A 21644-nucleotide genomic window follows, 5' to 3' on the forward strand; every position below is an offset into this window, starting at 1 on the left:
GTTGCTGGATTAATTCCGAGTGTGTCTTTCGGGATTTAATAAAAGCATTGGTGAGTCATTAAAAAAGTGCGCGAGTCGTATGGTGTTTTTAAATTAAGGTGATGAGGAAGCTCATGCCGCATGCGCGAGTGACATGCCACTCGCGCATGCGGCTTGGGCGCCTTCGACTCGTGGCGAGCATGTCGGTGGCTACCTCGGTCTCCTCGCACGGCATCGGCGACAGCGTCACCGTAACTGGCGGGGGCAGAAAGTGTGGCGAATCGCGAGGCACGCCGACGCGTGCCTCGCGGGGTGAGATTTTCGTCAGGATGTCTCGCAGGGCGTTCAGGAAAGCGCTGCCACGGCCGCCTTGGCGACCTGCACGTCCTGGTCGGGCTTGACGCCCGAGATCCCCACGCTGGCGATGACCTCGCCTTCGACGACCACCGGCACGCCACCGGCGAGCAACGCCTGCATCGGCGCGCTGACGAAGGCGGTGCGGCCATTGTTGATCATGTCCTCGAAGGCCTGGGTTTCCTTGCGGCCGATGGCGGCATTGCGGGCCTTTTCGGTGGCAATCCCGGCGCTGAACGGGGCTGCGCCGTCCAGGCGGCGCAAGCCGAGCAGATGGCCGCCGGCATCGGCCACGGCGATGGTTACCGCCCAGCCATTGGCCTCGGCTTCCTGTTGTCCGGCGTCGAGCAGCCGGTTGACGTCACTGAGTTCGAGTACGGCTTGAGTTTTCATGCAGGTCTCCTGTGGGAAATGTGAGCTACGAGCTACGCTGTCCGCGCCTCGTCATTCGGTGCCGTGGTCAGCGCCTCATCGACGACTTCGATCCAGTGCCGGACCGGGGTGCGGCCTGCACCTGCCAAGTGAGTCTGACAGCCAATGTTGGCGGTGACGATCTGCTCGGGCTGACCGGCCTCGAGCGCGTCGAGCTTGTCGTCGCGCAATTGTGTTGCCAAGGCGGGCTGGGTGATCGAGTAGGTCCCCGCCGATCCACAGCATAGATGGGGATCGCGCACCGGGGACAGTGTGAACCCCAGGCGGCCGAGCACGCTTTCCACCGCGCCGCCCAGTTTCTGGGCGTGCTGCAGCGTGCAAGGGCAATGGAAGGCGAGTCGTGCGTCGCCGTGAATCGCCAATGCGTCCAGGTCTTCTTCCCGCAGGATTTCCACCAGGTCCTTGGCCAGGGCGCTGATGTGTTTGGCCTTGTCGGCGTAGCGCGGGTCGTCGGCGAGCATGTCGCCGTATTCCTTGACGAACGCCCCGCAGCCGCTGGCAGTCTGCACGATGGCTTCGACGCCTTGGTCGATGTATGGCCACCAGGCGTCGATGTTGGCCCGCATGCGCTCGCGGCCAGCCTCCTGGGCATTGAGATGATAGTCGATGGCGCCGCAGCAGCCTGCCGCGGGGGCCGAGCTCAGGGCAATGCCCAGTCGGTCGAGAACGCGGGTTGCGGCGTCATTGGTGTTCGGCGACAACCCCGGTTGCACGCAGCCTTCGAGCACGAGCATGCGGCGGGTATGTGCCGCGGGTGCGGTACGTCCCGCACGGGACGCGCGGGACGGAATCTTGGCCTTCAGCGAGGTCGGCGCCAGCGGGCGGAAAGTCTGGCCCAGGGCGAGCAACGCTTGAAACCGCCGGGGCTCGACCAGCGCCTTGCGCAGCCCGTAGCGCAGGGCTCGCTCCTTGGCAGAGCGTCCCACACGGCGGTCCACCTCGGCGCGCCCGATGTCGAGCAGTTTGTGGTACTCGACCCCCGAGGGGCAGGTGGTCTCGCAGTTGCGACAGCTCAGGCAGCGGTCGAGGTGGGTTTGCGTTTCGTGGGTGACCTGGTCGTCATCGTCGCGGCTTTCGAGCAGCTCCTTCATCAGGTAGATGCGCCCGCGCGGGCCGTCGCGCTCGTCGCCCAGCAGTTGATAGGTCGGGCAGGTGGCGTTGCAGAAGCCGCAGTGCACGCATGATCGCAGGACGCGGTCGGCCTCGCGGATGTGCGGTTGGCGCAGCGCCTCGTCGGAAAAATTCGTCTGCATGGCTATAGCCCCTCGTAGAGTCGCCCGGGGTTGAAGATCCCCTTGGGGTCGAGCTTGGCCTTGAGCTGGCGATGATATTTGTCCATCACCACGGAAAGCGGTGTGAACGGCGCGTCGACGCCGTGCGCTCGGTCACGGTCGACAAGGGTGGCATGGCCGCCGGCCTGAGCGGCGTGCTGGCGAATCGTCGCGGCGGGAAGCTCGCTGCGCAGCCAGCGTTGGGCGCCGGCCCAGTCGACGAGCGTGTCGCCGTCGAGTGCCAGGGGCGGTGCGCGATGCGGTAGCGACAGCCGCCAGAGCGGGCGGTCGTCGTGTCGGCGCGAGAAGAACGCCAGTTCGAGTTCGCGCAGTTGCGTCCAGAACGCCGTATCGTCCGGCTCGCCACCCAGTTGTGCCTGGGTATTGGCCACCGAGCTGGCACCTCCCTCGAGCCGCAGATGCAAGGTCTCGCCGTCGTGGGCGGCGCCGGTGATGGGCATCGGCTTGCGTCCCCATTCGGCGAGGCGTGCCATGGCGTCGCCCAGCCCCATCTCGAGGCGCAACGTGGCGCTGGCGGCGGGGCGCGGCAACACCTTGAACGAGACCTCGTCGATGATTCCGAGCGTGCCTTGGGCACCGACCATGAGCCGCGAGAGGTCGTAACCGGCGACGTTCTTCATGACCTCGCCACCGAAATGCAGCCGCTTGCCGTCATGGGTGATCATGCGTGTGCCGAGCACGAAATCGCGCACGCTGCCGGCCCATGGCCGGCGCGGGCCGGAAAGCCCGCAGGCCACCGTGCCGCCCACGGTCGCATTCTCGCCGAAATGGGGTGGCTCGAAGGCCAGTTGCTGTCCCTCTTGGGCCAGCACGGCTTGCAGATCGGCCAGGCGGGTGCCGGCGCGTACCGTGACCACCAGTTCGACGGGGTCGTAGTTGACGATGCCGGTGTGCTCGGCCAGAGATAGGGTTTCGCCGACGACCGGTCGGCCATAGAACCCCTTGCTGCCACCCCCGACGAGGCGCAGCGCCGTGCCGGTCGCCGCGGCTTGACGCACGCGTTCGAGCAGGGCCTCGCTGGCATCGTGATCGCGCGTCGGCAAGGTGCGTGCGTCCTGTGGCGGATGTTGATCCTGTGGATGCGTCATGTTGTCTCCTTCGCACGCATGCCGTTAGAAACGCGGCAACTCGGGGTGGGGCAGGTTGCCGTGATGCACGTGCATGGCACCGAATTCGGCGCAGCGTGCCAGCGTCGGAATGTTCTTGCCGGGATTGAGCAGCCCGAGCGGGTCGAAGGCGGCCTTGACGGCATGAAAGATCGTGATCTCGTCGGGGGAGAACTGGGCGCACATCTGGTTGATCTTCTCGCGTCCCACGCCATGCTCGCCGGTAATGCTGCCGCCGACCTCGACGCAGAGTTCGAGGATCTTGCCGCCCACTTCCTCGGCCAGTGCCAGTTCTCCCGGCGCATTGGCATCGAACAGGATCAGCGGGTGCATGTTGCCGTCGCCGGCATGGAAGACATTGGCCACGCGCAGGCCATGGGTTGCCGAGAGGTCGGCGATGCCCTTGAGCACGCGCGGCAGCTCGCGCCGGGGAATGGTGCCGTCCATGCAATAGTAGTCGGGCGACATGCGTCCCACCGCGGGGAAGGCGTTCTTGCGTCCGGCCCAGAAGGTGGCGCGCTCGGCGTCGTCACGGGCCAGCCGAATGTCGGTCGCGCCGGCGGCCTCGAGCACTCGGCGAACCGTTTCGCAGTCATCGTGAACGTCGGCTTCCACGCCATCCAGTTCGCACAGCAGGATGGCCTCGGCCTCCACCGGGTAGCCGGCCTTGACGAAGTTCTCGGCGGCTTGAATGGCCAGCCGGTCCATCATTTCCAGGCCGCCGGGAATGATGCCCGCGGCGATGATGTCGCCCACTGCCTTGCCGGCCTTCTCGACGTCGTCGAAGCTGGCCATCAGTACCTTGGCGCTTTCCGGCTTGGGCAGCAGCTTGACGGTGATTTCGGTGATCACGCCGAGCATGCCTTCGGAGCCCGTGAACAGCGCCAGCAGATCGAAGCCCGGCGTATCCAGGGCCTCGCTGCCGAGCGTGATGTGCTCCCCTTCGATGGTCAGGATGTTCACCGCGAGCACGTTGTGCACGGTCAGCCCGTACTTGAGGCAGTGCACGCCCCCGGCGTTTTCGGCCACGTTGCCGCCGATCGAGCAGGCGATCTGCGACGAAGGGTCGGGTGCGTAATACAGCCCATGGGGCGCAGCCGCCTCGGAAATCGCCAGGTTGCGCACACCGGGTTGCACGCGTGCGGTGCGGGCCTCGGGGTCGATGTCGAGAATGCGGCTGAAGCGGGACATCACCAGCAGCACTCCCTTTTCGAGGGGCAGGGCGCCACCGGAGAGGCCGGTGCCCGCGCCGCGCGTGACCACCGGAACGCCTTGGGCGTGACAGATGCCGAGCAGGGCTTCCACCTGCTCCAGGGTATCGGGCAGTGCCACGAGCATGGGCAGCACGCGATATGCCGAGAGGCCGTCGCATTCGAAGGGGCGCAGGTCCTCCTCGCGATGCAGCAGCGTCATGTTGGGGAGGTGCGCGGTCAAATGCGTGACAAGGGCATCCTTGTCGATCGCCGGCAGCGTGCCGTCCAGGCGTTCGTCAAAAAGGATGTTCATGCGGTCTCCTTGGGCGATGCCGCCACGCGTGGGCGAGAGCGTCAGTGCATGGCGCCGGAGCTCGCCGCTTATGGAAAGTGTTTCCATATTCTCTTATGGCATGCGGCCGTGCCTATTAGCCGAAAGCCTAAGGATTGGAGAATTGGTCTTACCAATAAAGGCCCGAAGAAAAGCCCCGCCCGGCATGGCCGGGGCGGGGCGATAGTGTGGCGATGGTGTAAAAGCGCGTAGTGGTCGTGCGCTAACCCATGAGCGGGTCGCTCACGCCGATCACGTAGAAGGCGACCAACCCGATGGTCCCCGTGAAGATCAGGTAGTACAGGGTGGGGAGGATCGTCTTGCGCAGGGTCGTGCCCTCGCGTCCCAGCAGGCCCACCGTCGCCGAGGCGGCCACCACGTTGTGAATGGCGATCATGTTGCCGGCGGCAGCGCCGACCGCCTGTAGCGCAACCATCATCGCCGTGGAGAGCCCCAGCTGTTCGGCGACGTTGAACTGGAAGTCCGACAGCATCAGATTGGAAATCGTGTTGGAGCCGGCGATGAAAGCACCCAACGCCCCGACGGCGGGGGCAAAGAGTGGGTAGACATGTCCCACGCCATCGGCCACGAGCTGTGCCATGGCCACCGGCATTGATACCAGGTCGGCGCCATTGACGCCGGAGTTGATCAGGATGCGCACCATGGGAATGGTGAACAACAGCACGAAACCGGCGCCCAGAAGCGTGCGAGTCGATTCGGAGAAAGCCTCTTTGACTTGCTGGCCGCGCATGCGGTGCAGCAGTACCGTGATCAATACGACGATGACGAGAATCCCGCCGGGCAGATAGAGCGGTTCTAGGCTGCCGGCGATATCACTCTCGCCGAGTATGTTGCGCCAACCGATGCTCAGCGACACGAGTGCTTCTTTGACCGGTTCTACAGTGCGCGAGATGACCAGCAGGACGGCCAGCAGCACGTAGGGCACCCAGCCCATGAAGACCGACATCGGTGCCTTGCCGGCGACCTGATCCATCTTGATCTCCAGGTTCCCCAGCCATTCGTCCGGCCAGGTCGTGCTGTCGGGGAAATCCCATGTCGTCTTGGGCAGCAAGAAGCCTTTCTTGGCGGCGGGTACGACAATGGCCAGCCCGACCATGGCGCCGATCATGGATGGAAATTCTGGTCCCAGCAGAACGCCGGCCAGTGCATAGGGCACGACGAAGCTGATGCCCGCGAAGAGTGCGAAAGGCGCGACTTCCAGGCCGTCTCGCCAGGAGCGTCGCTCACCGAAGAAGCGTGCCATTACGGTCACCATGATCAGTGGCATTAGCAGGCCCACGATGGCATGGGTAATGGCGACCTCCGAGGTAATCAGCTGGAAGTAGGTTTCCCAACTGGCGCCACCCGCTGAAAGCGTCTCGCTAATGCCGGCTTTATCGAGCCCACCGCTAACACCGACCACGATGGGGGTGCCCACGGCGCCGAAGGAGACCGGGGTGGATTGGATCATCATGCCCACCACCACGGCGGCCAGGGCGGGGAAGCCGAGAGCCACCATTAGTGGCGCGGCGACGGCAGCGGGAGTGCCGAACCCAGAGGCGCCCTCGATGAAGCAACCGAAGAGCCAGGCGACGATAATCGCTTGGACGCGTCGGTCGGGGCTGATATCCGAGAAGCCATTACGAATAGCCGCGATGCCACCCGAGCGTTTCAAGGTGTTGAGCAGCAGGATGGCGCCGAAGATGATCCACAGGATTGCCACGGTCAGTATCAGACCTTGAAAGGTCGAGGCCAGCACCCGGGTGAAGGTCATGTCCCAGGCCAGCAGGGCGATCAGCGCGGTGACCACGAAAACCGCAGGCATGGCGGTCTTGGCCTGAACGCGGAAGCCAATCAGCAGGACGCCGGCCAGCACCAATGGCAGGAAGGCGAGTAGCGAGAGCAGCGTTTGATTCATGGGAATGCCCCTGATTGTGTTGTCGTGCAGCGCGCAACGAATGTCTGACGTATGGCGTTCGTCATCGAGCGAAAGATAAACGCGAAATGGCCTGAGGCCAATTGTTGGATAATTGGTAATACCAATAATGCAGATGATCTGACGAGCTTTAAACATCCCTTTAAATCAGGTTCTTATACGCTTTCGTATGACCTTTGTCGGAGGCTCGGGACGTGTTTAAGAGGCGTTTCGTACACCTTGAATTCGACTAATAGACGAGTCTTTTCAAGCACCTCGCTGCCTGCATGTGTGCGTCGATAGGCGCGATTGCGTGGCATGTGGTAGCGTCGAGTTCCTGGGCGTGGGCGCTTCCCCACGCGATGCATCTCGAGAAGGAGCGATGATATGGCGTTGCAGATGTACGAGTTGAGCGGTCGTGACGAGCGGCTGCGGTTTTCTCCCTATTGCTGGCGCGTGCGCTATGCGCTGGCGCACAAGGGCCTGGAATGCGATTTCATCCCGTGGCGCTTTACCCAGAAAGAGGCGATCGCGTTTTCGGGGCAGGGCAAGGTGCCGGTCCTCGTCGATGGCGAGACCACGGTCACCGATAGTTACGAGATATTCCGTTATCTCGACCGTGAATACCCTGACAAGCCGCTGCTGGGCGACGATACGGCCGAGTCCCGGGCGCGCTTTTTCAAGATGTACAGCGAACGGGCATTGGCACCGGGAATGCTGCGCACCATCGTCATGGATCTTTTCAATGTCGTGCATCCCGACGACCAGGCGTACTTTCGTGAAACGCGCGAAAAGGCACTGGGGCGCAGCCTCGAGGAAATGCACGCGCCGAGCAAGGGGCTGACGGCGCTCGATGCCGCCCTGGAGCCGTTGCGCGCACGCCTGGAAGAGGCTGACTTCCTGGATGGCGAGGCGCCCGCTGCCGCCGATTACCTGATCTTCGGCCATTTCATGTGGGCCCGCTGCGTGTCGGCGGCGGACCTTGTCTCCAATGCCGACCCGGTCCATGCCTGGATCGAGCGCATGCTGGATCAGCATGGTGGCGTAGGGCGCAATGCCACCCGCATCGTCGACATCGAGGGCGGCTATCCGGGATGACGGCCCGACGCGGGGCGCGGGACAGGACGAGCGTGGATAAGGAGGAGAACATGAGCGATATCGTATTGATTACCGGGGCCACCTCGGGCTTCGGGCGTGCGTCGGCACGGCGTTTCGCCGATGCGGGATGGTCGCTGATTCTGACCGGGCGGCGCGAGGAGCGCCTGACCGAGTTGGCCGAGGAACTCAGTCAACGGGTGCGGGTGCATACCGCGGTGCTTGATGTGCGCGACGAGAAAGCGGTCCAGTCGGTCATCGACGAGTTGCCGGAGGCGTTTCGCCGGGTCAAGACGCTGGTCAACAACGCCGGCCTGGCGCTGGCACCGCAACCCGCGCAAGACGTCGAGCTCGCCGACTGGCATACCATGATCGATACCAACATCAAGGGGCTGGTCAACGTCACCCACGCGGTCCTGCCCACCCTGATCGAGACCGGCGCCGGGGCCAGCATCGTCAATCTGGGGTCGGTGGCCGGCCAATGGCCGTATCCCGGCAGTCACGTCTACGGGGCGAGCAAGGCCTTCGTCCAGCAGTTCACCTACAACCTGCGCTGTGACCTGCAGGGCACCGGCGTGCGGGTGACCGATGTCGCGCCGGGCATGGCCGAAACCGAGTTCACGCTGGTGCGCACCGGTGGCGACCAGGCGGCTTCCGATGCGCTGTATCGTGATACCACGCCGCTCCAGGCGGAGGATGTCGCCGAGTTGATCTTCTACACGGCCACGTTGCCGGCACACGTCAACGTCAATCGCCTCGAGGTGATGCCGACGCGTCAGGCCTGGTCGGCCTTCGCCGTCGATCGCGACTGATCAGTCGTCGGCGATCAACCGCTTGCCGAGGGTCACGAAGTCGCCGCTCTCGTACCCTTGGCGGCGGTAATACTCGACGAGCTCGGGGTGTTCGTTGCGGACCATCAGCATCAGCTTCGGACATCCCCGGGCCTGCAATGCGCGCTCCACGGCCGCGAGCAGAGACATGCCGTGCCCTTGCCCCTGATGATCGGGGTGGATCGCGAGGTAGTGTACCCAGCCGCGGTGCCCGTCGTATCCCGCCATGGCGCTCGCCATCACGTCACCGTCCCGTTCGCCGACCAGAAACAGGCGCGGGTCTTCAGCAAGCTTGCGTGCGATGTCGCGGCGTGGATCGTTCCACGGACGCGTCAGGCCGCAGCGTTCCCAGAGCGCAATGATGGCCGCTTCGTCGGTGTCGCGGAAAGCTCGAATCTGCATGGTGCTCCTCGGGTCTCTCATCGTCGTCATCAGGCGGCGGGTACCGGTGTCAGTCGCTCGGCCATGACATTGGCCTGACGCGCCAGGGTGAGCTCGAGCCGCTCGACCAGCCCTGCCAGTAGCCACCGCCAATCCTCCTCGATATCGCCATGGCGGACGAGCGCGTCATCCAGCGCTCGTCCGGCCGCCTGGATGCCCTGTGGCGCGCGGCCGTGGGCGCTGTCCTCGAACGCGGCGGCGAGGGTGGTCAGCAAGTGCCGCATGGTGTCACGCACGGGCGGCGCGGCATCGTCCAGGCGATGGCGCAGGCGCAGGCAGGAACGTCCCAGATCGAGCCCGTTGAGGCCGATCATGAACAAATGGCGGTGATCCTCGGGCAGCATGTCGTCATGGCGCGCCAATTGCAGCAGGCGATCGGCCATGCGCCCGCTGAAACGGCTTTCTTCCTCGTGCAGGGGCAAGTCGCCGATGTGGCGCAGGTCATGGCTGATGGCGCCGATCAGGCGGCGGCGCCGGATCGGTGCCCCGAGGCCCGGGATCAGGCGGAAGCCCATCACTACGGCGCTCAACCCGACGATCACGGCGATGGCGCGGTTGGCGAAGCTGTCGAAGGAAAAGTCCATGCCGTTGCCCGGCATGGTCAGCAGGATATTGAAGATGGTGAAGGCCAGGCAGTAACCCATCAACCGAGGGTTGGAGGCGCCGAGCAGCCCCAGGAACAGGGGCGTGACGAACAGCATGGCGAGCATGGGAAAGCCGTTGGCCTGCGACAGCAGGACATGCCCGAACAGGAAGGCACTGGGCAACGCCGCCAGCATGCCCTTGAAGAACATCATGCAGATCGTCACGGGGTTGTCGCGCGTGGCGAAGAAGGCCGAGAACAGGGTGCCGAGCAGCATGGCCACCTGGCCGTTGCTCCAGTGGGTCTGCAGCCAGAACACCGCCAGGCACGAGAAGACCAGCCCCGCGCGGCCGGCGTTGAGCAGCGCCACCAGATGATCGCGATGCCAGGACAGGGAGCCGGCGCGTAGCTGTTTACGCCCCGGGTGGGCGATGGCCTCGCGGGCGTCGAGCATGATCATGGCGTGGCCGAGCACCTCACGGAGCGCCAGGATGACGCGCCGCTGCAGCGGATCGAGCTGCGTGTCGGAGTAGCCATGGGCGCGCTTGCGCAGCGCCTGCAGTTCACGGCGGGCCGCGGGGACGCCCTTGACGTGCTCGGCGCCGCGAAAGCCTTCGGCGATTTCGGTAGCGAGCTGCTGCAGGGGCGCGTTGATGCGATCGCGATGATCGTGGAGTAGCTGATGCAGCGCCCCCAGCGTGGCGAAGAAACGCAGGGTACGCCGCGTCAGCACGTGGGTGGCGCGCATGCGTCCGTTGCCGTCGGGGCCCTCGTAGCGTGCCGCCTGGCTATCGGTCTCGAGCATGGTCAGCGGCTCGAGGCTGGCGGTCAGCGACTGCTGCATGGCGGCAGCGTCATCGCTGGCGTCCAGCCGCTGCCCGGCATGCGTGAAGGCCTGATTGATGACCTCGTCGGCCTGCCCGGCGAGATGCTCCTTGACGTGCGTGGGCCACAGCAGGGCGCTGACCAGGGTGGCGCACAGCGCCCCGAGACCGAGTTCGGAGAGCCGCGCCACGGCGATGTCGAAGATGCCGCTCGGGGGCTGGTTGGCGGAAATCACCACGATCAGCATCGCGGTCACGGCGCCCATGATGCAGCCGTAGGAGAAGTTGTTGCGCAGCAGCGAACTGCCATAGGCGCAGAGCATGATCCACAGGGTCAGCGCGATCAGCGCGGGCACGCGGGCCTGGGCGAAGAAGGCCATGATGACGATGCCGGCCAGGGCGCCGATGAGGGTGCCGCCGATCTGGCAGATGCCCTTTTCGACCACCATGCCGCTCATCGGCCGGATCTGCAGGAACGCCGCCGAGATCAGCGCCCAGTAGGGGCGGTCGAGATCGCACCACAAGGCGATGTACAGCGCCAGCAACATCGCCAGGGTGGTCTTGGCGGCGAACTGGAGCGATGTCTTCGAGGGCGTCAGGTAGGTCTCGATCCAGGGCGACATGGGCGGCTCAGTCTGCGTCCGTGTCGTCGACGACATGGATCGTGGCCGTCATGCCGGCACTCAGCAGCGTCCCCTCGGGAACGTCGTCGAGTTCGATGCGTACCGGGATGCGTTGTGCCAGCCGCACCCAGTTGAAGGTCGGCTCGACCTGCGGCAACAGCTGGTCGTTGGGTGAGGTGTTGCTGTCGGCGATGCCTCGGCCGATGCCGGCGACATGGCCGCGTAGCTCGGTGTCGTCGTTCATCAGCGTGATCCTGGCGACGTCGCCTTCCTCGATCCGCGACATCTTGGTCTCTTCGAAGTAACCGGTCACGTAATAGGAATCGGCCTTGACCAGTGCCATGACGGCATTGCCGGCGTTGACGTAATTGCCCTCGCTGAGCCGAAGGTTGAGGATGTGTCCATCGGCGGGTGCCGTCACCACGGTGCGTTTCAGGTCGATCTGCGCGCTCTCCAGCTGCGCCTCGGCCGCGTCGAGATTGGCCTGGGCGACTCGGGTATCGATCCGCGCGATCTCCCGATCCTCGTTGCTGATCGCCCGGCTGCTCAGGCGGTTGCGGCGGCTTTCCTCGTGTTTCTTGAGCTCCAGCTGTGCCCGGTTCAGTTCCACGGTGGCCTGGGCCTGCTCGAGGGCGGCGCGATAGCGGGCCTGGTTGATCTTGAAGAGGGTCTCGCCCTGGGACACGCGTTGCGTGTCTTCCACCGAAAGCTCGCTCACCCAGCCGGAGACATCCGGGGCGATGGTCACGATATCGGCGCGGACACGGCCGTCGCGTGTCCACGGCGTATACAGGTAGTAATGCCATAGCCAGACACCGGCGGCGATGGCCAGTGCCACGATGACGAGTGTGGTGAGCATGCGTAGCGAAGTGCGCATTTAGACGATTCCGGCAGTTGGCGAAAAGACAAAGGCGACGATGGCCGTGATGATGACGAACAGGGCGGCATCGAACCACGCTTCGAACCAGGGCGTATGTTGCCCGACGATACGGTGCAATACCGTACGCACGATGAGTGCGCCAACGAACCCCAACAGGGCGTAGAGCAGCAGCGGACTGAAATAGATGCCGCCGATAGCGATTTCCTTGAGACCCATTCCCTCTCCCGTTCGCCAAGGCAAGCGACTATGTTAGCACGCTATCTATTTGACGCGCTATCCGTGCGATCGGCTCCCGAGGCGTCACGTCGCGTCGCGGCTGTCAGTCTAGCGTGAAAATCGGAGGCTGGGGGCCGGCGCATGCAAGCGCCAGCTATCCGGAACGGCCTGGCGGATCCGTTCGAGCAGGGTAACGGTCTTGCGCGGCAGACGGCCGAAGGGGTAGAGGAGCGTGATGGGCAGCGAGGATGGCGCCCATTCCTCCAGGCAGGGGGTCAGGCTGCCGGGATGATGCTGCAGGCGTTTCTCGGCCATCCAGTGGGGCAGCAGGCCAAGCCCCCCGCCTCGTGCAATGGCGTCGATATGCAGCACGTACTGGTCGACGCGCAGTCGCGAGGGGGGCAGGGTGAGGTCCCACTCGCCCTCACGGGCGTGATGCAAGGTCACGCCGTGCTCGCTGGTGCCGAGCAGGTCGACCCAGGCATGTTCGGCCAGATCGCGAGGGTGGCGGGGAGCACCATGGCGGCGCAGGTAATCGGGGTGGGCATAGAGGCCTCGCCGCATATGGCCCAGCGTTTCCTGACGCAAGCCGCACTCGTCGACAGTTCCCAGCCAGACGCATAGCGCCTCGTCCTCGGGCCCGGTGGGCGGCGTGAGGCGCGTCTGCAAGTCGAGACGCACGCCGGGATGGTCGGCGACGAAGTTCTCCATCTGCTGCGAGAACCATCCGCGGGCAAAGGCATTGTGCACCTGCACGGTGAGTTCGCCGCTGACTTCCGCACGCAGGTCTTCCAGGGCGCGCTGACTCTGTTCGGCGAGACGCAGGATCTGCTGACTGTAGGCCAGAAAGAGCGTGCCGGCCTCGGTGGGCAGCAGGCGATTGGCCTGGCGACGCAGCAAGGGCTGACCCAGGCGCTCCTCCAGTTGACTGATGCGACGACTGAGTGTCGACTTGGCGACCCCGAGCTGTCGGGCGCTGGCGGTGAGACTGCCGGATGCCATGACCGAGGCGAAGGCGGCCAGCTCATCAAGATCGTACATGCCATTCGTCATCGTCAATCGGCGTGCTGTGGGGTGAGCGCGCATTTTTGCACAACCCTGCATCTTTTTGAAAATCATTAGCGCCTGTTATGGCGTCTCGTTGCGTTGCGGATTGCGAAACGCCCCGTCCCATGACGTGGTGTCGTACTTTGTGGAAGAATCTAAATGATAAAAATTCGCATTAAATTTTAATCATTGTGCAAGCGCTCCGGACACATTCGGGGCAGGATTCTTCAGGGAGAACCACGCAACATGAATCATCCATCGCGTATCGCGACGCTGACACTGGTGACGGCCGCCGTCAGCACGCCGGTCGCCCATGCCGCCGAAAGCGACGTCGCGTTGAACGACGTCGTCGTCACCGCCGCCGGGTATGCGCAGCAGGTCACGAGTGCACCGGCCTCGATCAGTGTCATCTCGCGCGAGCAGCTCGAAAACAAGGCCTATCGCGATATCACCGATGCCTTGCGGGACGTGCCGGGTGTCATCGTCACCGGCGGCGGCCGTGGCGACAACGGTGCCGATATCAGCATGCGCGGCATGCCGGCGCAATACACCCTGATCCTCGTCGACGGACGTCGCCAGTCCTCGCGGGAGTCGCGTCCCAACGGGAGCGCCGGGTTCGAGCAGGACTGGCTGCCACCCCTGCAGGCCATCGAGCGTATCGAGGTGATTCGCGGGCCCATGTCGACGCTTTACGGTTCGGACGCCATCGGCGGGGTCATCAACGTCATCACTCGCAAGGTGGCCGATGAGTGGCACGGCAACGTGCGTGCCGAAGCCACGCTCCAGGAAGACAGCGACTCGGGCAACGCCAACCAGGGACAGCTCTATGTGTCGGGGCCCCTTGCCGACGATCTTCTGGGGCTGCAGGTGTATGGCCAGTACCAGAAGCGAGAAGAGGACGACATCGAGGAAGGCTACGAAGACAAGGACCTGCAAAGCCTGACCGCCAAGTTTTCGCTGACGCCGAGCGAGCATCATGACGTTGGCCTGGAAGTGGGCAAAGAGACCCAGGATCGTGCGGCCCATGTCGGCGAATCCGCTCCGGCGGAAGGCTGCCGCGGTGGTTGTACCGATAGCCACTCGACGCATGACCGGGAACATTATGCGCTGACCCACACCGGGCGCTGGGGATTCGCCACCTCCAACAGTTACGTGCAGCGCGAGTCGACGCAAAACAAGGCGCGTGACATGGAGATCACCAATACGGTGGCGAACACGCAGTGGGTGATACCGCTGTCGCGCCATATCGTGACGCTGGGTGCGAACTATGAGAAAGAAGAACTCGATGATCGAACCAGCAATCAGATATCGGACCTGACGCAAGTCAGCAACGATCAGTGGGCGCTGTTCGTCGAGGATGAATGGTTATTGACGCAAGATGTCTCGCTGACCGGCGGGGTGCGCCTGGATGACAACGAAAACTACGGCAGCCACGTCAGCCCGCGCCTGTATGGGGTCTGGCAGGCCGCGCCACGCTGGACGCTCAAGGGCGGCGTCTCCACCGGTTATCGTGCGCCCGGTTTGCGCGAGATCACGCCGGGATGGGGGCAGATCAGTCGCGGTGGCAACGTTTACGGCAATCCGGATCTGGAACCCGAGACGTCGCTCAACAAGGAACTTGCCTTGCTCTACAGCGCCCCGAGCGGCTTGAATGCCAGCATGACGCTGTTCCACAACGACTTCGAGGACAAGATCACGCGCGTGGCATGTCCGGATAGCGTGTGCGCCGCAGGGCCCAATCAGTTCGGTGCCGACCCGACCTACCGTATCAACGTCGACGAGGCCGTGACCCGGGGGGTGGAGCTCTCGCTGTCGTCGCCGCTGACCGAGACGTTGACCCTGTCGACGAGCTACACCTATACCGACTCCGAGCAGAAAAGCGGTGAATACGAGGGCAACCCCTTGACCAAGCTGCCCGAACATCAATTCAGCGGTACGCTGGACTGGACGCCGGTGGCGCGGCTCAATGCCTGGGCGCGGCTGACCTATCGCGGCAAGGAGAGCCAGCCTGTCGAGGGGCCGTCCTCGAGCAGCATTCGCGCCCCTTCCTATACCTTCGTGGACAGTGGCGGTGCGTGGCGACTGACCGAGCGGGCCAAGCTCATGGTCGGTGTCTACAACATGTTCGACGAAGAGATCGATTACGACGAGTACGGCTATGTGGAAGATGGGCGGCGATACTGGGTGGGGGCGAGTCTCGACTTCTAGGGGACGCTGCGCGAATGGTGATGAAAAGGGAGGCCTCGGGCCTCCCTTTTGGCTTGCATGCTCGGTCAGCCGAGGGGGACGCATGCATGCCGACGACCTGATGGGCGCGGGGCGTTCATGCTATTTTCGTGCTGTCACCGTATTTCTTGCTGTCACCGTATCGGCGATGCGTCGCCAAGCGTCTGTTTTCGGGAGCGTCATCATGTCACCTCGTCCGTCGTTACACGCCCTCCTCGCGTGTGGTATCGCTCTCGTGCTGACCTTGAGCGCCGCCACGGCGCAAGCCGCAGAGCGCGTCACCGTGTTTGCGGCAGCCTCGTTGACGGATGCCGTGGATGCGCTGGCCGAGCGCTACATGCGCGAGCACGATGTCGAGGTCGTGCCGGTGTACGCCGCGTCCTCGACCCTGGCCCGGCAGATCGCCAACGGCGCACCGGCAGCGATCTATCTGTCGGCCAACGAGCGCTGGATGGACTGGCTGGGCGAGCAGGGCGGTGTGGCGCTGACCCAGCGCCATGACGTGCTGACCAATCGTCTGGCGCTGGTGGCGCCGCAGGACAGCGGCCTCACGGCCTTTACGCCGAACGCGACGACGCCGATCGCCGAACGCCTGGGCGAAGGGCGACTGGCCGTGGGCGACCCGGCGCATGTTCCCGCCGGGATCTATGCCAAGCAAGCCCTGCAAGGCCTCGGCCAGTGGCAGGCACTGCGTGCCCGCCTGGCCCGCGCCGACAACGTGCGCACGGCGCTGGCGCTGGTCGAGCGTGGCGAGGCGCCGTTGGGCATCGTCTATGCCAGCGATGCCCGGGCCAGCGACAAGATCGAAACCCTGGGGCTGTTCCCGGTGTCGTCCCATGACCCCATCATCTATCCCATGGCCTTGATCGGCGAGGCACCGAGCGACGCGGCCCGGGCCCTGGCGAATTGGCTCGATGGCGATCAGGCGGCCGCTATCTTTCAGCGCTACGGTTTCGCGGCCGTCACCGCCGACGAGGCGCCGTGATGTTGACGCCCCTGGAGTGGGAAGCGCTGGCCTTGAGTCTGCGCATCTCCGGCATCGCGGTAGCCGCGATTCTGGTGCCGGGGATTGCCGTGGCCTACCTGCTGGCGCGTTTCGACTTCCCCGGAAAGACGCTTCTCGACGGTATCCTGCACCTGCCGCTGGTACTGCCGCCGGTGGTCGTGGGGTATCTGCTGCTGGTGGCGCTGGGTCGTCAGGGGCCGCTGGGACAATGGCTGCACGCGCAGTTCGGCGTGAGCCTGCCCTTCACCTGGGAAGGGGCGGCCGTGGCGGGTGGCGTCATGGCGTTTCCGCTACTGGTCCGGGCCGTGCGCTTGTCGCTGGAGGCGGTCGATCGCAAGCTGGAGGACGCCGCACGCACGCTGGGGGCGGGGCGCTGGAAGACCTTCATCACCGTCACCCTGCCGCTGACCCTGCCGGGCATCCTGACCGGCGGCGTGCTGGCCTTCGCGCGGTCGCTGTCGGAGTTCGGCGCGACGATCACCTTCGCCTCCAATATTCCGGGCGAGACGCGTACCCTGCCGCTGGCACTCTACAGTCTTGTCCAGACACCGGGCCAGGAAGCCGCAGCAGCCAGACTCTGCGTGATCTCGGTCGTCGTGGCGCTGATCGCACTGGTGGCGTCGGAGTGGTTGGCACGTCGTGCACGCCAACGTCTGGAGGGACGCCATGCTTGAGGCCAGCGTCATGCAACGGCTCGGCGATTTCACGCTCGATGCGTCGCTGACGGTACCTGCGGAGGGCGTCACTGCCTTGTTCGGCCGCTCGGGGAGCGGCAAGAGCAGTCTGATTCGCCTGATCGCCGGCCTGGGTGTGCCGGACAGCGGCATCATCCGGCTGGGCGAGACATGGCTGGTGGATACCCGGCGTCGACACTGGATGCCGCCGCATCGCCGCCGGCTGGGCGTCGTGTTTCAGGAGGCTCGCCTGTTTCCGCATTATTCGGTGCGCGGCAACCTGCGCTATGGCATGCCCCGCGCCTCACGCGGGGATTTCGATGGCCTGGTCGAGTTGCTGGGCATCGGTCACTTGCTGGCGCGCACCCCGGCGCGGTTGTCCGGCGGCGAGGCGCGACGCGTGGCGATAGGGCGTGCCCTGCTGTCGCGTCCGCGCATGCTGTTGATGGACGAGCCGCTGACGGGACTCGACGGGGCTCGCAAGCAGGAGCTGTTGCGGTATATCCGCCAGTTGGCACGCGACACCGGGGTGCCGATTCTCTTCGTCAGTCACGATACCCGCGAGATCGGTGCGCTGGCCGACCGCGTGGCCTTGATCGAACAGGGCCAGGTGCTGGCCAGCGGCCCGGTGGACGAGATGTTCAGCCGTCTCGATCTGGGACCTCGGACCGGACGTTTCGAGGCCGCGTCGTTGATCGAGGCCCGTATCGTCGCGCACGACGATGCCTATGACCTGACGCAGCTGGCGCTGAGGAACGTATCCACGCCACTGGACGTGGCGCGTCTCGAGGGCGTGCCGGGCGATACGGTGCGCCTGCGCCTGCGGGCGCGCGATGTGGGCGTGATGCCGGCATCCGCGTCCTGCTCGCCGCGTTCGGGCACTGCCTTTCTGCCGGCCACGTTGCGCGAAATCGGCGACGAGACCCAGGGGCCGTTCGTCGAGGTGATGCTGGATGTGGGCGGGCAGGCACTGCGCGCGCGCCTCACCCGGCGCGATGTCTCGACGATGGGGCTGCATCCCGGGCAGACGCTGCAGGCCCAGGTGCGCAGCGTGACCATTTCCCGGCATGATGTGATCGTGTTGTGAGGCGGTCTAGCGCATCGGGAGAGGGCGCCGACGCCCCGGGAGATTGATGACGGCCAGCCCGGCGATCACCAGCGCGCCACCGAGCAGTTTATGGCTGTCCAGGCCGTCGCCCAGCAGCCAGACCCCGAGCAGTACGGCGATCACGGGCATCAGCAGCGTCAGCGGAACGACACGGTTGATCGGATGGCGGCGGAGCAGGGCATACCACAGGCCGTAGGCGAGGATCGACGACATCACGGCCGTGTAGAATACCGCGCCCCAGCCTGACCATCCCGCCTGCTGGAGCGCTGCGACATGGTGGTTCTCGAAGAGCCAGCTGCCGAGCGCGACCTGGGGGATCGCGAAGAGTGCGATCCAGCCGGTCATGGTCAGCGGCGAAATGTTCGGGGCGCGCTTGATGATCAATGTCGAGACCGCCCAGGCAAGGGCGCTGGTGAGTAGCGTCAGCGTCGCCGTGGCATCGGGCAGGGCGGGGCCGCCCGCCAGTACCACCGCCCCCGCGAATGCCAGCAGCAGACCGAGCAGGCGTCGGGCGTCGAGGCGTTCCTTCAGGAAGATGGCGGCCAGCAGGGTGGCGAAGGGCGTGCCCATCTGCACCAGCAAGGCGCCGGTGCCGGCCTCCGCCTGTCCCAGGCCCAGAAACAGCAGCGGGAAGTGCAGGCCGCCGAAGGTCACCGACAGCACCAGCAGCCACGGCAGTTGCGGGCGGGTCACGCGGGTGAAGGGGACGACGAGCGCGGCGACCAGCATGAAGCGCAGTGTCATCAGCATCAGTGGAGGCATGTCGTTCACGCCGACCTTGATGACAATGATGTTGAAGGCCCAGATGACGATGACCGTCAGGCCGAGCAGGAGATCGCGAAGGGGCACGGGCTGTCCTTGTGAAAACGGATACGTCTCGCGGGCGTCCACGCAGTGACAGACAAGAGGATAACGCATGATGCGCATGAAGTACGTTCTGCTCGTCGCCTGGGGGGGGCTGTTGTGGATGTCGGCGGGTGCCGGCCAGGCACGGGCCGGGCTCGACCACGTCACCCTGACGTTTGCCGAGCACCAGTTGTCGGTGGAAGTGGCCAGGCAGCCGCAGGAGCGGGCGCGAGGATTGATGGGGCGCGAGACATTGGCGCCGGACGCCGGCATGCTGTTCGTCTATGCACGTCAGCAGCCGCCGACGTCGAGCTTCTGGATGTACCGCACGCTGATTCCGCTGGACATCGCTTTTCTCGGCGCGGATGGAGAGATTCGCGCGATCCGTCGCATGCTGCCTTGTCGTACCGCCTCGCGTGAGGACTGCCCTCGTTACGCGGCCGGCGCACCGTTTCGTGCGGCTCTGGAAGTCAACGCCGGTTACTTTTCCCGCCATGGGCTCGAGGTGGGCGACCGCCTGCCGATCGCCGCATTGCTGCCATCGCGTTGAGAGCAGAGACTGGCAAGCTTTCGTTCACCCTTCGAGGAGACATGACGTTGGATCTTATCTGGTGGTTGGCCTATCTGGCGCTGGGCGGCGCGGTGGGCATCTTTGCCGGACTGCTGGGGGTCGGCGGCGGCGGCATCATGGTGCCGGTGCTGACTTCGCTGTTCGCGCTTCAGGGATTTCCTCACGACACGCTGGTGCACGTGGCACTGGGAACCTCGATGGCCGCCATCGTGCCCACCTCGCTGGCGAGCCTGCGGGCGCATCATCGGCGCGGCGGCGTGGCGTGGCCGGTGGTACGCTTCATCACGCCGGGCATACTGCTCGGTACCTTCCTGGGGACGTTTCTCGCCTCTCACGTTCCCACCACGGGGCTGGCGGTGTTCTTCGCGTGCTTCATGGCATTCGTGTCGCTGCAGATGCTGATCAACCTCAAGCCCGCGCCGACGCGCACGTTGCCGGGCGCCTGGGGGATCTCGGGCGTCGGGCTGGGCATCGGCGGTATCTCCGCCCTGGTCGCCATCGGCGGTGGCTCGCTCACGGTACCGTTTCTGACCTGGTGCAACGTGGCCCTGCGCCGGGCCATCGGGACCTCCGCCGCCGTGGGATTGCCGATCGCGCTGGCGGGAGCGCTGGGGTATTTGATCAATGGCTGGGGCGAGGCGGCGTTGCCTGCGGGGACGCTGGGCTTCATCTACTGGCCGGCGGTGGTGTCGATGTCGATCGTGAGCTTCTTTACCGCGCCGCTGGGGGCTCGCTTGGCCCATCGTCTGCCGGTGGCCATGCTCAAGCGGATCTTCGCCTTCGTGCTGATGGCGCTGTCGGTGAAGATGCTGTTCACCGTCTTGTCGGGCTAGCAGACAATCTCGCATTAGACGTTGGTCTAATGCGGGCTGGATATGTCAAACGTCTGTTCCGGTCGGCGCAACGGGCGGTTATCATGCCCGCCGGCTATCGGCATCGGCACATATTGCCTACGCTGATGGCAAGGGAACCGAATGCACCTGAAGGCGCCGCGACGCCGGGGCTTCGGGCCGCTCCCTGTTACCGGCGCGGGCCTCGTTCCGGCCGCCGGTTCGTCAAAATAATGTTAAAGAGGTGCATGCATGAAACGTTACGCCTTTACCGCTGCGTTGTTCTCGGGGGCCCTGCTGGGTGCTGCCACGCTGTCCACGCCGGCGGTGGCGCAGGACCAGGAGCGCTTCGTCACCATCGGGACCGGTGGGCAGACAGGGGTCTACTACGTGGTCGGTCAGTCGATCTGTCGCCTGGTCAATCGCAACTCGGATGAGACCAACATTCGTTGCAATGCGCCTTCTACCGGCGGCTCGGTGGCCAACATCAACGGCATCAAGTCCGGTGAGCTGAGCATGGGCGTCGCCCAGTCGGACGTGCAGTACCGCGCCTACAATGGCGAGGGAGACTTCGAGCAGCCGATGGAAGACCTGCGTGCGGTATTTTCCGTGCACGGCGAGCCGTTGACGGTTCTGGCACGCAAGGACGCCAACATCAACAGCGTTGCCGACCTGAAGGGCAAGCGTGTCAATATCGGCAATCCGGGATCGGGCCAGCGCGCGACCATGGAAGTGCTGATGGAAGCCGAAGGCTGGGACACCGACGTGTTCTCGATGGCTTCCGAGCTGGGCGCCGCGGAAATGGCATCGGCGCTGGCGGACAACAACATCGATGCCATGGCCTATGTGGTCGGTCATCCCAATGGCGCCATTCAGGAAGCGACCACGACCGTGGATGCGAATCTCGTCCCGCTTAACGACGACGCGGTGGACGGCCTGGTCGAGGAGTATCCCTATTATGCCAAGTCGGTGATTCCCGGCGGCATGTACAAGGGCAACGACGAGGACGTCGAGACTTTCGGGGTCAAGGCGACCTTCGTGACCTCCTCCAAGGTGGATGACGACGTCGTCTATCAAGTGGTCAAGGCGGTGTTCGACAACTTCGATCGCTTCAAGCGTCTGCACCCGGCTTTCGCCAACCTGCAGCCGGAAGAAATGATCTCCGACGGTCTGTCCGCGCCGCTGCATGATGGCGCCAAGCGCTATTACGAGGAACGTGGCTGGCTGTAAGCGTCGGCTCAA

At 64.7% G+C, this 21644-nt stretch carries 20 protein-coding genes; 9 read left to right on the forward strand and 11 right to left on the reverse strand.

Annotation, left to right across the window (positions count from 1 at the left end; all coding sequences use genetic code 11):
- Positions 1–324: 324 nt before the first annotated feature.
- The 5 genes from ABGX75_RS15160 to ABGX75_RS15180 all read right to left on the reverse strand — a co-directional run bounded on the left by ABGX75_RS15160 (position 325) and on the right by ABGX75_RS15180 (position 6605).
- A complete protein-coding gene (locus ABGX75_RS15160; protein ID WP_224113717.1) occupies positions 325–726 on the reverse strand; it encodes a heme-binding protein in 402 nt (133 codons plus the stop codon).
- A gap of 32 nt (positions 727–758) precedes the next feature.
- Entirely contained in the window at positions 759–2018 is a 1260-nt protein-coding gene (gene glcF, locus ABGX75_RS15165; RefSeq protein ID WP_347411127.1) for a glycolate oxidase subunit GlcF, read from the reverse strand.
- Positions 2019–2020: 2 nt separating this feature from the next.
- Positions 2021–3145, reverse strand: a complete 1125-nt coding sequence (gene glcE / locus ABGX75_RS15170) for a glycolate oxidase subunit GlcE (RefSeq protein WP_287124213.1) — start codon at positions 3143–3145, stop codon at positions 2021–2023.
- 24 nt (positions 3146–3169) lie between these two features.
- Complete coding sequence (gene glcD, locus ABGX75_RS15175; RefSeq protein WP_347411128.1) at positions 3170–4669, reverse strand: glycolate oxidase subunit GlcD; 1500 nt, start codon at positions 4667–4669, stop codon at positions 3170–3172.
- Positions 4670–4910: 241 nt separating this feature from the next.
- The gene (locus ABGX75_RS15180) at positions 4911–6605 is read right to left on the reverse strand and encodes an L-lactate permease (protein ID WP_110061015.1); all 1695 of its coding nucleotides are present in this window, start codon (positions 6603–6605) and stop codon (positions 4911–4913) included.
- A gap of 384 nt (positions 6606–6989) precedes the next feature.
- Between ABGX75_RS15180 and ABGX75_RS15185 the strand changes: the two genes are divergently transcribed.
- Both ABGX75_RS15185 and ABGX75_RS15190 read left to right on the forward strand, forming a co-directional pair.
- Entirely contained in the window at positions 6990–7700 is a 711-nt protein-coding gene (locus tag ABGX75_RS15185) for a glutathione S-transferase N-terminal domain-containing protein (protein WP_347411129.1), read from the forward strand.
- A 50-nt stretch (positions 7701–7750) separates the two neighbouring features.
- Complete coding sequence (locus ABGX75_RS15190) at positions 7751–8509, forward strand: SDR family NAD(P)-dependent oxidoreductase (RefSeq protein ID WP_347411130.1); 759 nt, start codon at positions 7751–7753, stop codon at positions 8507–8509.
- Here the strand turns inward: ABGX75_RS15190 and ABGX75_RS15195 are convergent, their stop codons facing one another.
- From ABGX75_RS15195 to ABGX75_RS15215, 5 genes are all read right to left on the reverse strand, one after another.
- On the reverse strand, positions 8510–8929 hold the full coding sequence (locus ABGX75_RS15195; protein ID WP_011507976.1) for a GNAT family acetyltransferase: 420 nt from the start codon (positions 8927–8929) through the stop codon (positions 8510–8512).
- A gap of 29 nt (positions 8930–8958) precedes the next feature.
- Positions 8959–10998, reverse strand: a complete 2040-nt coding sequence (locus tag ABGX75_RS15200; RefSeq protein WP_347411131.1) for an FUSC family protein — start codon at positions 10996–10998, stop codon at positions 8959–8961.
- Positions 10999–11005: 7 nt separating this feature from the next.
- The gene (locus ABGX75_RS15205) at positions 11006–11875 is read right to left on the reverse strand and encodes an HlyD family secretion protein (protein WP_011507974.1); all 870 of its coding nucleotides are present in this window, start codon (positions 11873–11875) and stop codon (positions 11006–11008) included.
- Positions 11876–12094 carry a DUF1656 domain-containing protein gene (locus tag ABGX75_RS15210; protein ID WP_011507973.1) on the reverse strand — a complete coding sequence of 73 codons (219 nt, stop codon included), beginning with the start codon at positions 12092–12094 and terminating at the stop codon, positions 11876–11878.
- Positions 12095–12202: 108 nt separating this feature from the next.
- Entirely contained in the window at positions 12203–13135 is a 933-nt protein-coding gene (locus ABGX75_RS15215; RefSeq protein ID WP_043558580.1) for a LysR family transcriptional regulator, read from the reverse strand.
- Positions 13136–13387: 252 nt separating this feature from the next.
- Here ABGX75_RS15215 and ABGX75_RS15220 point away from each other — a divergent pair, with 252 nt between their 5' ends.
- From ABGX75_RS15220 to modC, 4 genes are all read left to right on the forward strand, one after another.
- A complete protein-coding gene (locus ABGX75_RS15220) occupies positions 13388–15349 on the forward strand; it encodes a ligand-gated channel protein (RefSeq protein ID WP_347411132.1) in 1962 nt (653 codons plus the stop codon).
- 202 nt (positions 15350–15551) lie between these two features.
- Positions 15552–16352 carry a molybdate ABC transporter substrate-binding protein gene (modA, locus tag ABGX75_RS15225; RefSeq protein WP_347411133.1) on the forward strand — a complete coding sequence of 267 codons (801 nt, stop codon included), beginning with the start codon at positions 15552–15554 and terminating at the stop codon, positions 16350–16352.
- Positions 16352–17047, forward strand: a complete 696-nt coding sequence (gene modB, locus ABGX75_RS15230; RefSeq protein ID WP_011507969.1) for a molybdate ABC transporter permease subunit — start codon at positions 16352–16354, stop codon at positions 17045–17047. The genes modA and modB overlap by 1 nt, the downstream gene beginning before the upstream one ends.
- Entirely contained in the window at positions 17040–18134 is a 1095-nt protein-coding gene (gene modC / locus ABGX75_RS15235; protein ID WP_347411134.1) for a molybdenum ABC transporter ATP-binding protein, read from the forward strand. The genes modB and modC overlap by 8 nt, the downstream gene beginning before the upstream one ends.
- 6 nt (positions 18135–18140) lie before the next feature.
- Here the strand turns inward: modC and ABGX75_RS15240 are convergent, their stop codons facing one another.
- Positions 18141–19004, reverse strand: coding sequence for an EamA family transporter (locus ABGX75_RS15240; protein WP_035413719.1), 864 nt, complete (start codon positions 19002–19004; stop codon positions 18141–18143).
- A 67-nt stretch (positions 19005–19071) separates the two neighbouring features.
- Here ABGX75_RS15240 and ABGX75_RS15245 point away from each other — a divergent pair, with 67 nt between their 5' ends.
- The 3 genes from ABGX75_RS15245 (at position 19072) to ABGX75_RS15255 (ending at position 21632) form a co-directional block, all read left to right on the forward strand.
- The gene (locus tag ABGX75_RS15245; RefSeq protein WP_011507966.1) at positions 19072–19551 is read left to right on the forward strand and encodes a DUF192 domain-containing protein; all 480 of its coding nucleotides are present in this window, start codon (positions 19072–19074) and stop codon (positions 19549–19551) included.
- A gap of 41 nt (positions 19552–19592) precedes the next feature.
- Complete coding sequence (locus ABGX75_RS15250) at positions 19593–20405, forward strand: sulfite exporter TauE/SafE family protein (protein ID WP_011507965.1); 813 nt, start codon at positions 19593–19595, stop codon at positions 20403–20405.
- Positions 20406–20654: 249 nt separating this feature from the next.
- Entirely contained in the window at positions 20655–21632 is a 978-nt protein-coding gene (locus ABGX75_RS15255; RefSeq protein ID WP_011507964.1) for a TAXI family TRAP transporter solute-binding subunit, read from the forward strand.
- Positions 21633–21644 lie beyond the last annotated feature (12 nt).

The organism is Chromohalobacter sp., assembly GCF_039830575.1.
Taxonomy (GTDB): domain Bacteria; phylum Pseudomonadota; class Gammaproteobacteria; order Pseudomonadales; family Halomonadaceae; genus Chromohalobacter; species Chromohalobacter israelensis.

Bases quoted from the DNA above. Each gene is read 5' to 3' on its own strand.
- ABGX75_RS15160 (WP_224113717.1), bottom strand. From the start codon at position 726: ATGAAAACTCAAGCCGTACTCGAACTCAGTGACGTCAACCGGCTGCTC.
- glcF (WP_347411127.1), bottom strand. From the start codon at position 2,018: ATGCAGACGAATTTTTCCGACGAGGCGCTGCGCCAACCGCACATCCGC.
- glcE (WP_287124213.1), bottom strand. From the start codon at position 3,145: ATGACGCATCCACAGGATCAACATCCGCCACAGGACGCACGCACCTTG.
- glcD (WP_347411128.1), bottom strand. From the start codon at position 4,669: ATGAACATCCTTTTTGACGAACGCCTGGACGGCACGCTGCCGGCGATC.
- ABGX75_RS15180 (WP_110061015.1), bottom strand. From the start codon at position 6,605: ATGAATCAAACGCTGCTCTCGCTACTCGCCTTCCTGCCATTGGTGCTG.
- ABGX75_RS15185 (WP_347411129.1), top strand. From the start codon at position 6,990: ATGGCGTTGCAGATGTACGAGTTGAGCGGTCGTGACGAGCGGCTGCGG.
- ABGX75_RS15190 (WP_347411130.1), top strand. From the start codon at position 7,751: ATGAGCGATATCGTATTGATTACCGGGGCCACCTCGGGCTTCGGGCGT.
- ABGX75_RS15195 (WP_011507976.1), bottom strand. From the start codon at position 8,929: ATGCAGATTCGAGCTTTCCGCGACACCGACGAAGCGGCCATCATTGCG.
- ABGX75_RS15200 (WP_347411131.1), bottom strand. From the start codon at position 10,998: ATGTCGCCCTGGATCGAGACCTACCTGACGCCCTCGAAGACATCGCTC.
- ABGX75_RS15205 (WP_011507974.1), bottom strand. From the start codon at position 11,875: ATGCGCACTTCGCTACGCATGCTCACCACACTCGTCATCGTGGCACTG.
- ABGX75_RS15210 (WP_011507973.1), bottom strand. From the start codon at position 12,094: ATGGGTCTCAAGGAAATCGCTATCGGCGGCATCTATTTCAGTCCGCTG.
- ABGX75_RS15215 (WP_043558580.1), bottom strand. From the start codon at position 13,135: ATGTACGATCTTGATGAGCTGGCCGCCTTCGCCTCGGTCATGGCATCC.
- ABGX75_RS15220 (WP_347411132.1), top strand. From the start codon at position 13,388: ATGAATCATCCATCGCGTATCGCGACGCTGACACTGGTGACGGCCGCC.
- modA (WP_347411133.1), top strand. From the start codon at position 15,552: ATGTCACCTCGTCCGTCGTTACACGCCCTCCTCGCGTGTGGTATCGCT.
- modB (WP_011507969.1), top strand. From the start codon at position 16,352: ATGTTGACGCCCCTGGAGTGGGAAGCGCTGGCCTTGAGTCTGCGCATC.
- modC (WP_347411134.1), top strand. From the start codon at position 17,040: ATGCTTGAGGCCAGCGTCATGCAACGGCTCGGCGATTTCACGCTCGAT.
- ABGX75_RS15245 (WP_011507966.1), top strand. From the start codon at position 19,072: ATGATGCGCATGAAGTACGTTCTGCTCGTCGCCTGGGGGGGGCTGTTG.
- ABGX75_RS15250 (WP_011507965.1), top strand. From the start codon at position 19,593: ATGACGTTGGATCTTATCTGGTGGTTGGCCTATCTGGCGCTGGGCGGC.
- ABGX75_RS15255 (WP_011507964.1), top strand. From the start codon at position 20,655: ATGAAACGTTACGCCTTTACCGCTGCGTTGTTCTCGGGGGCCCTGCTG.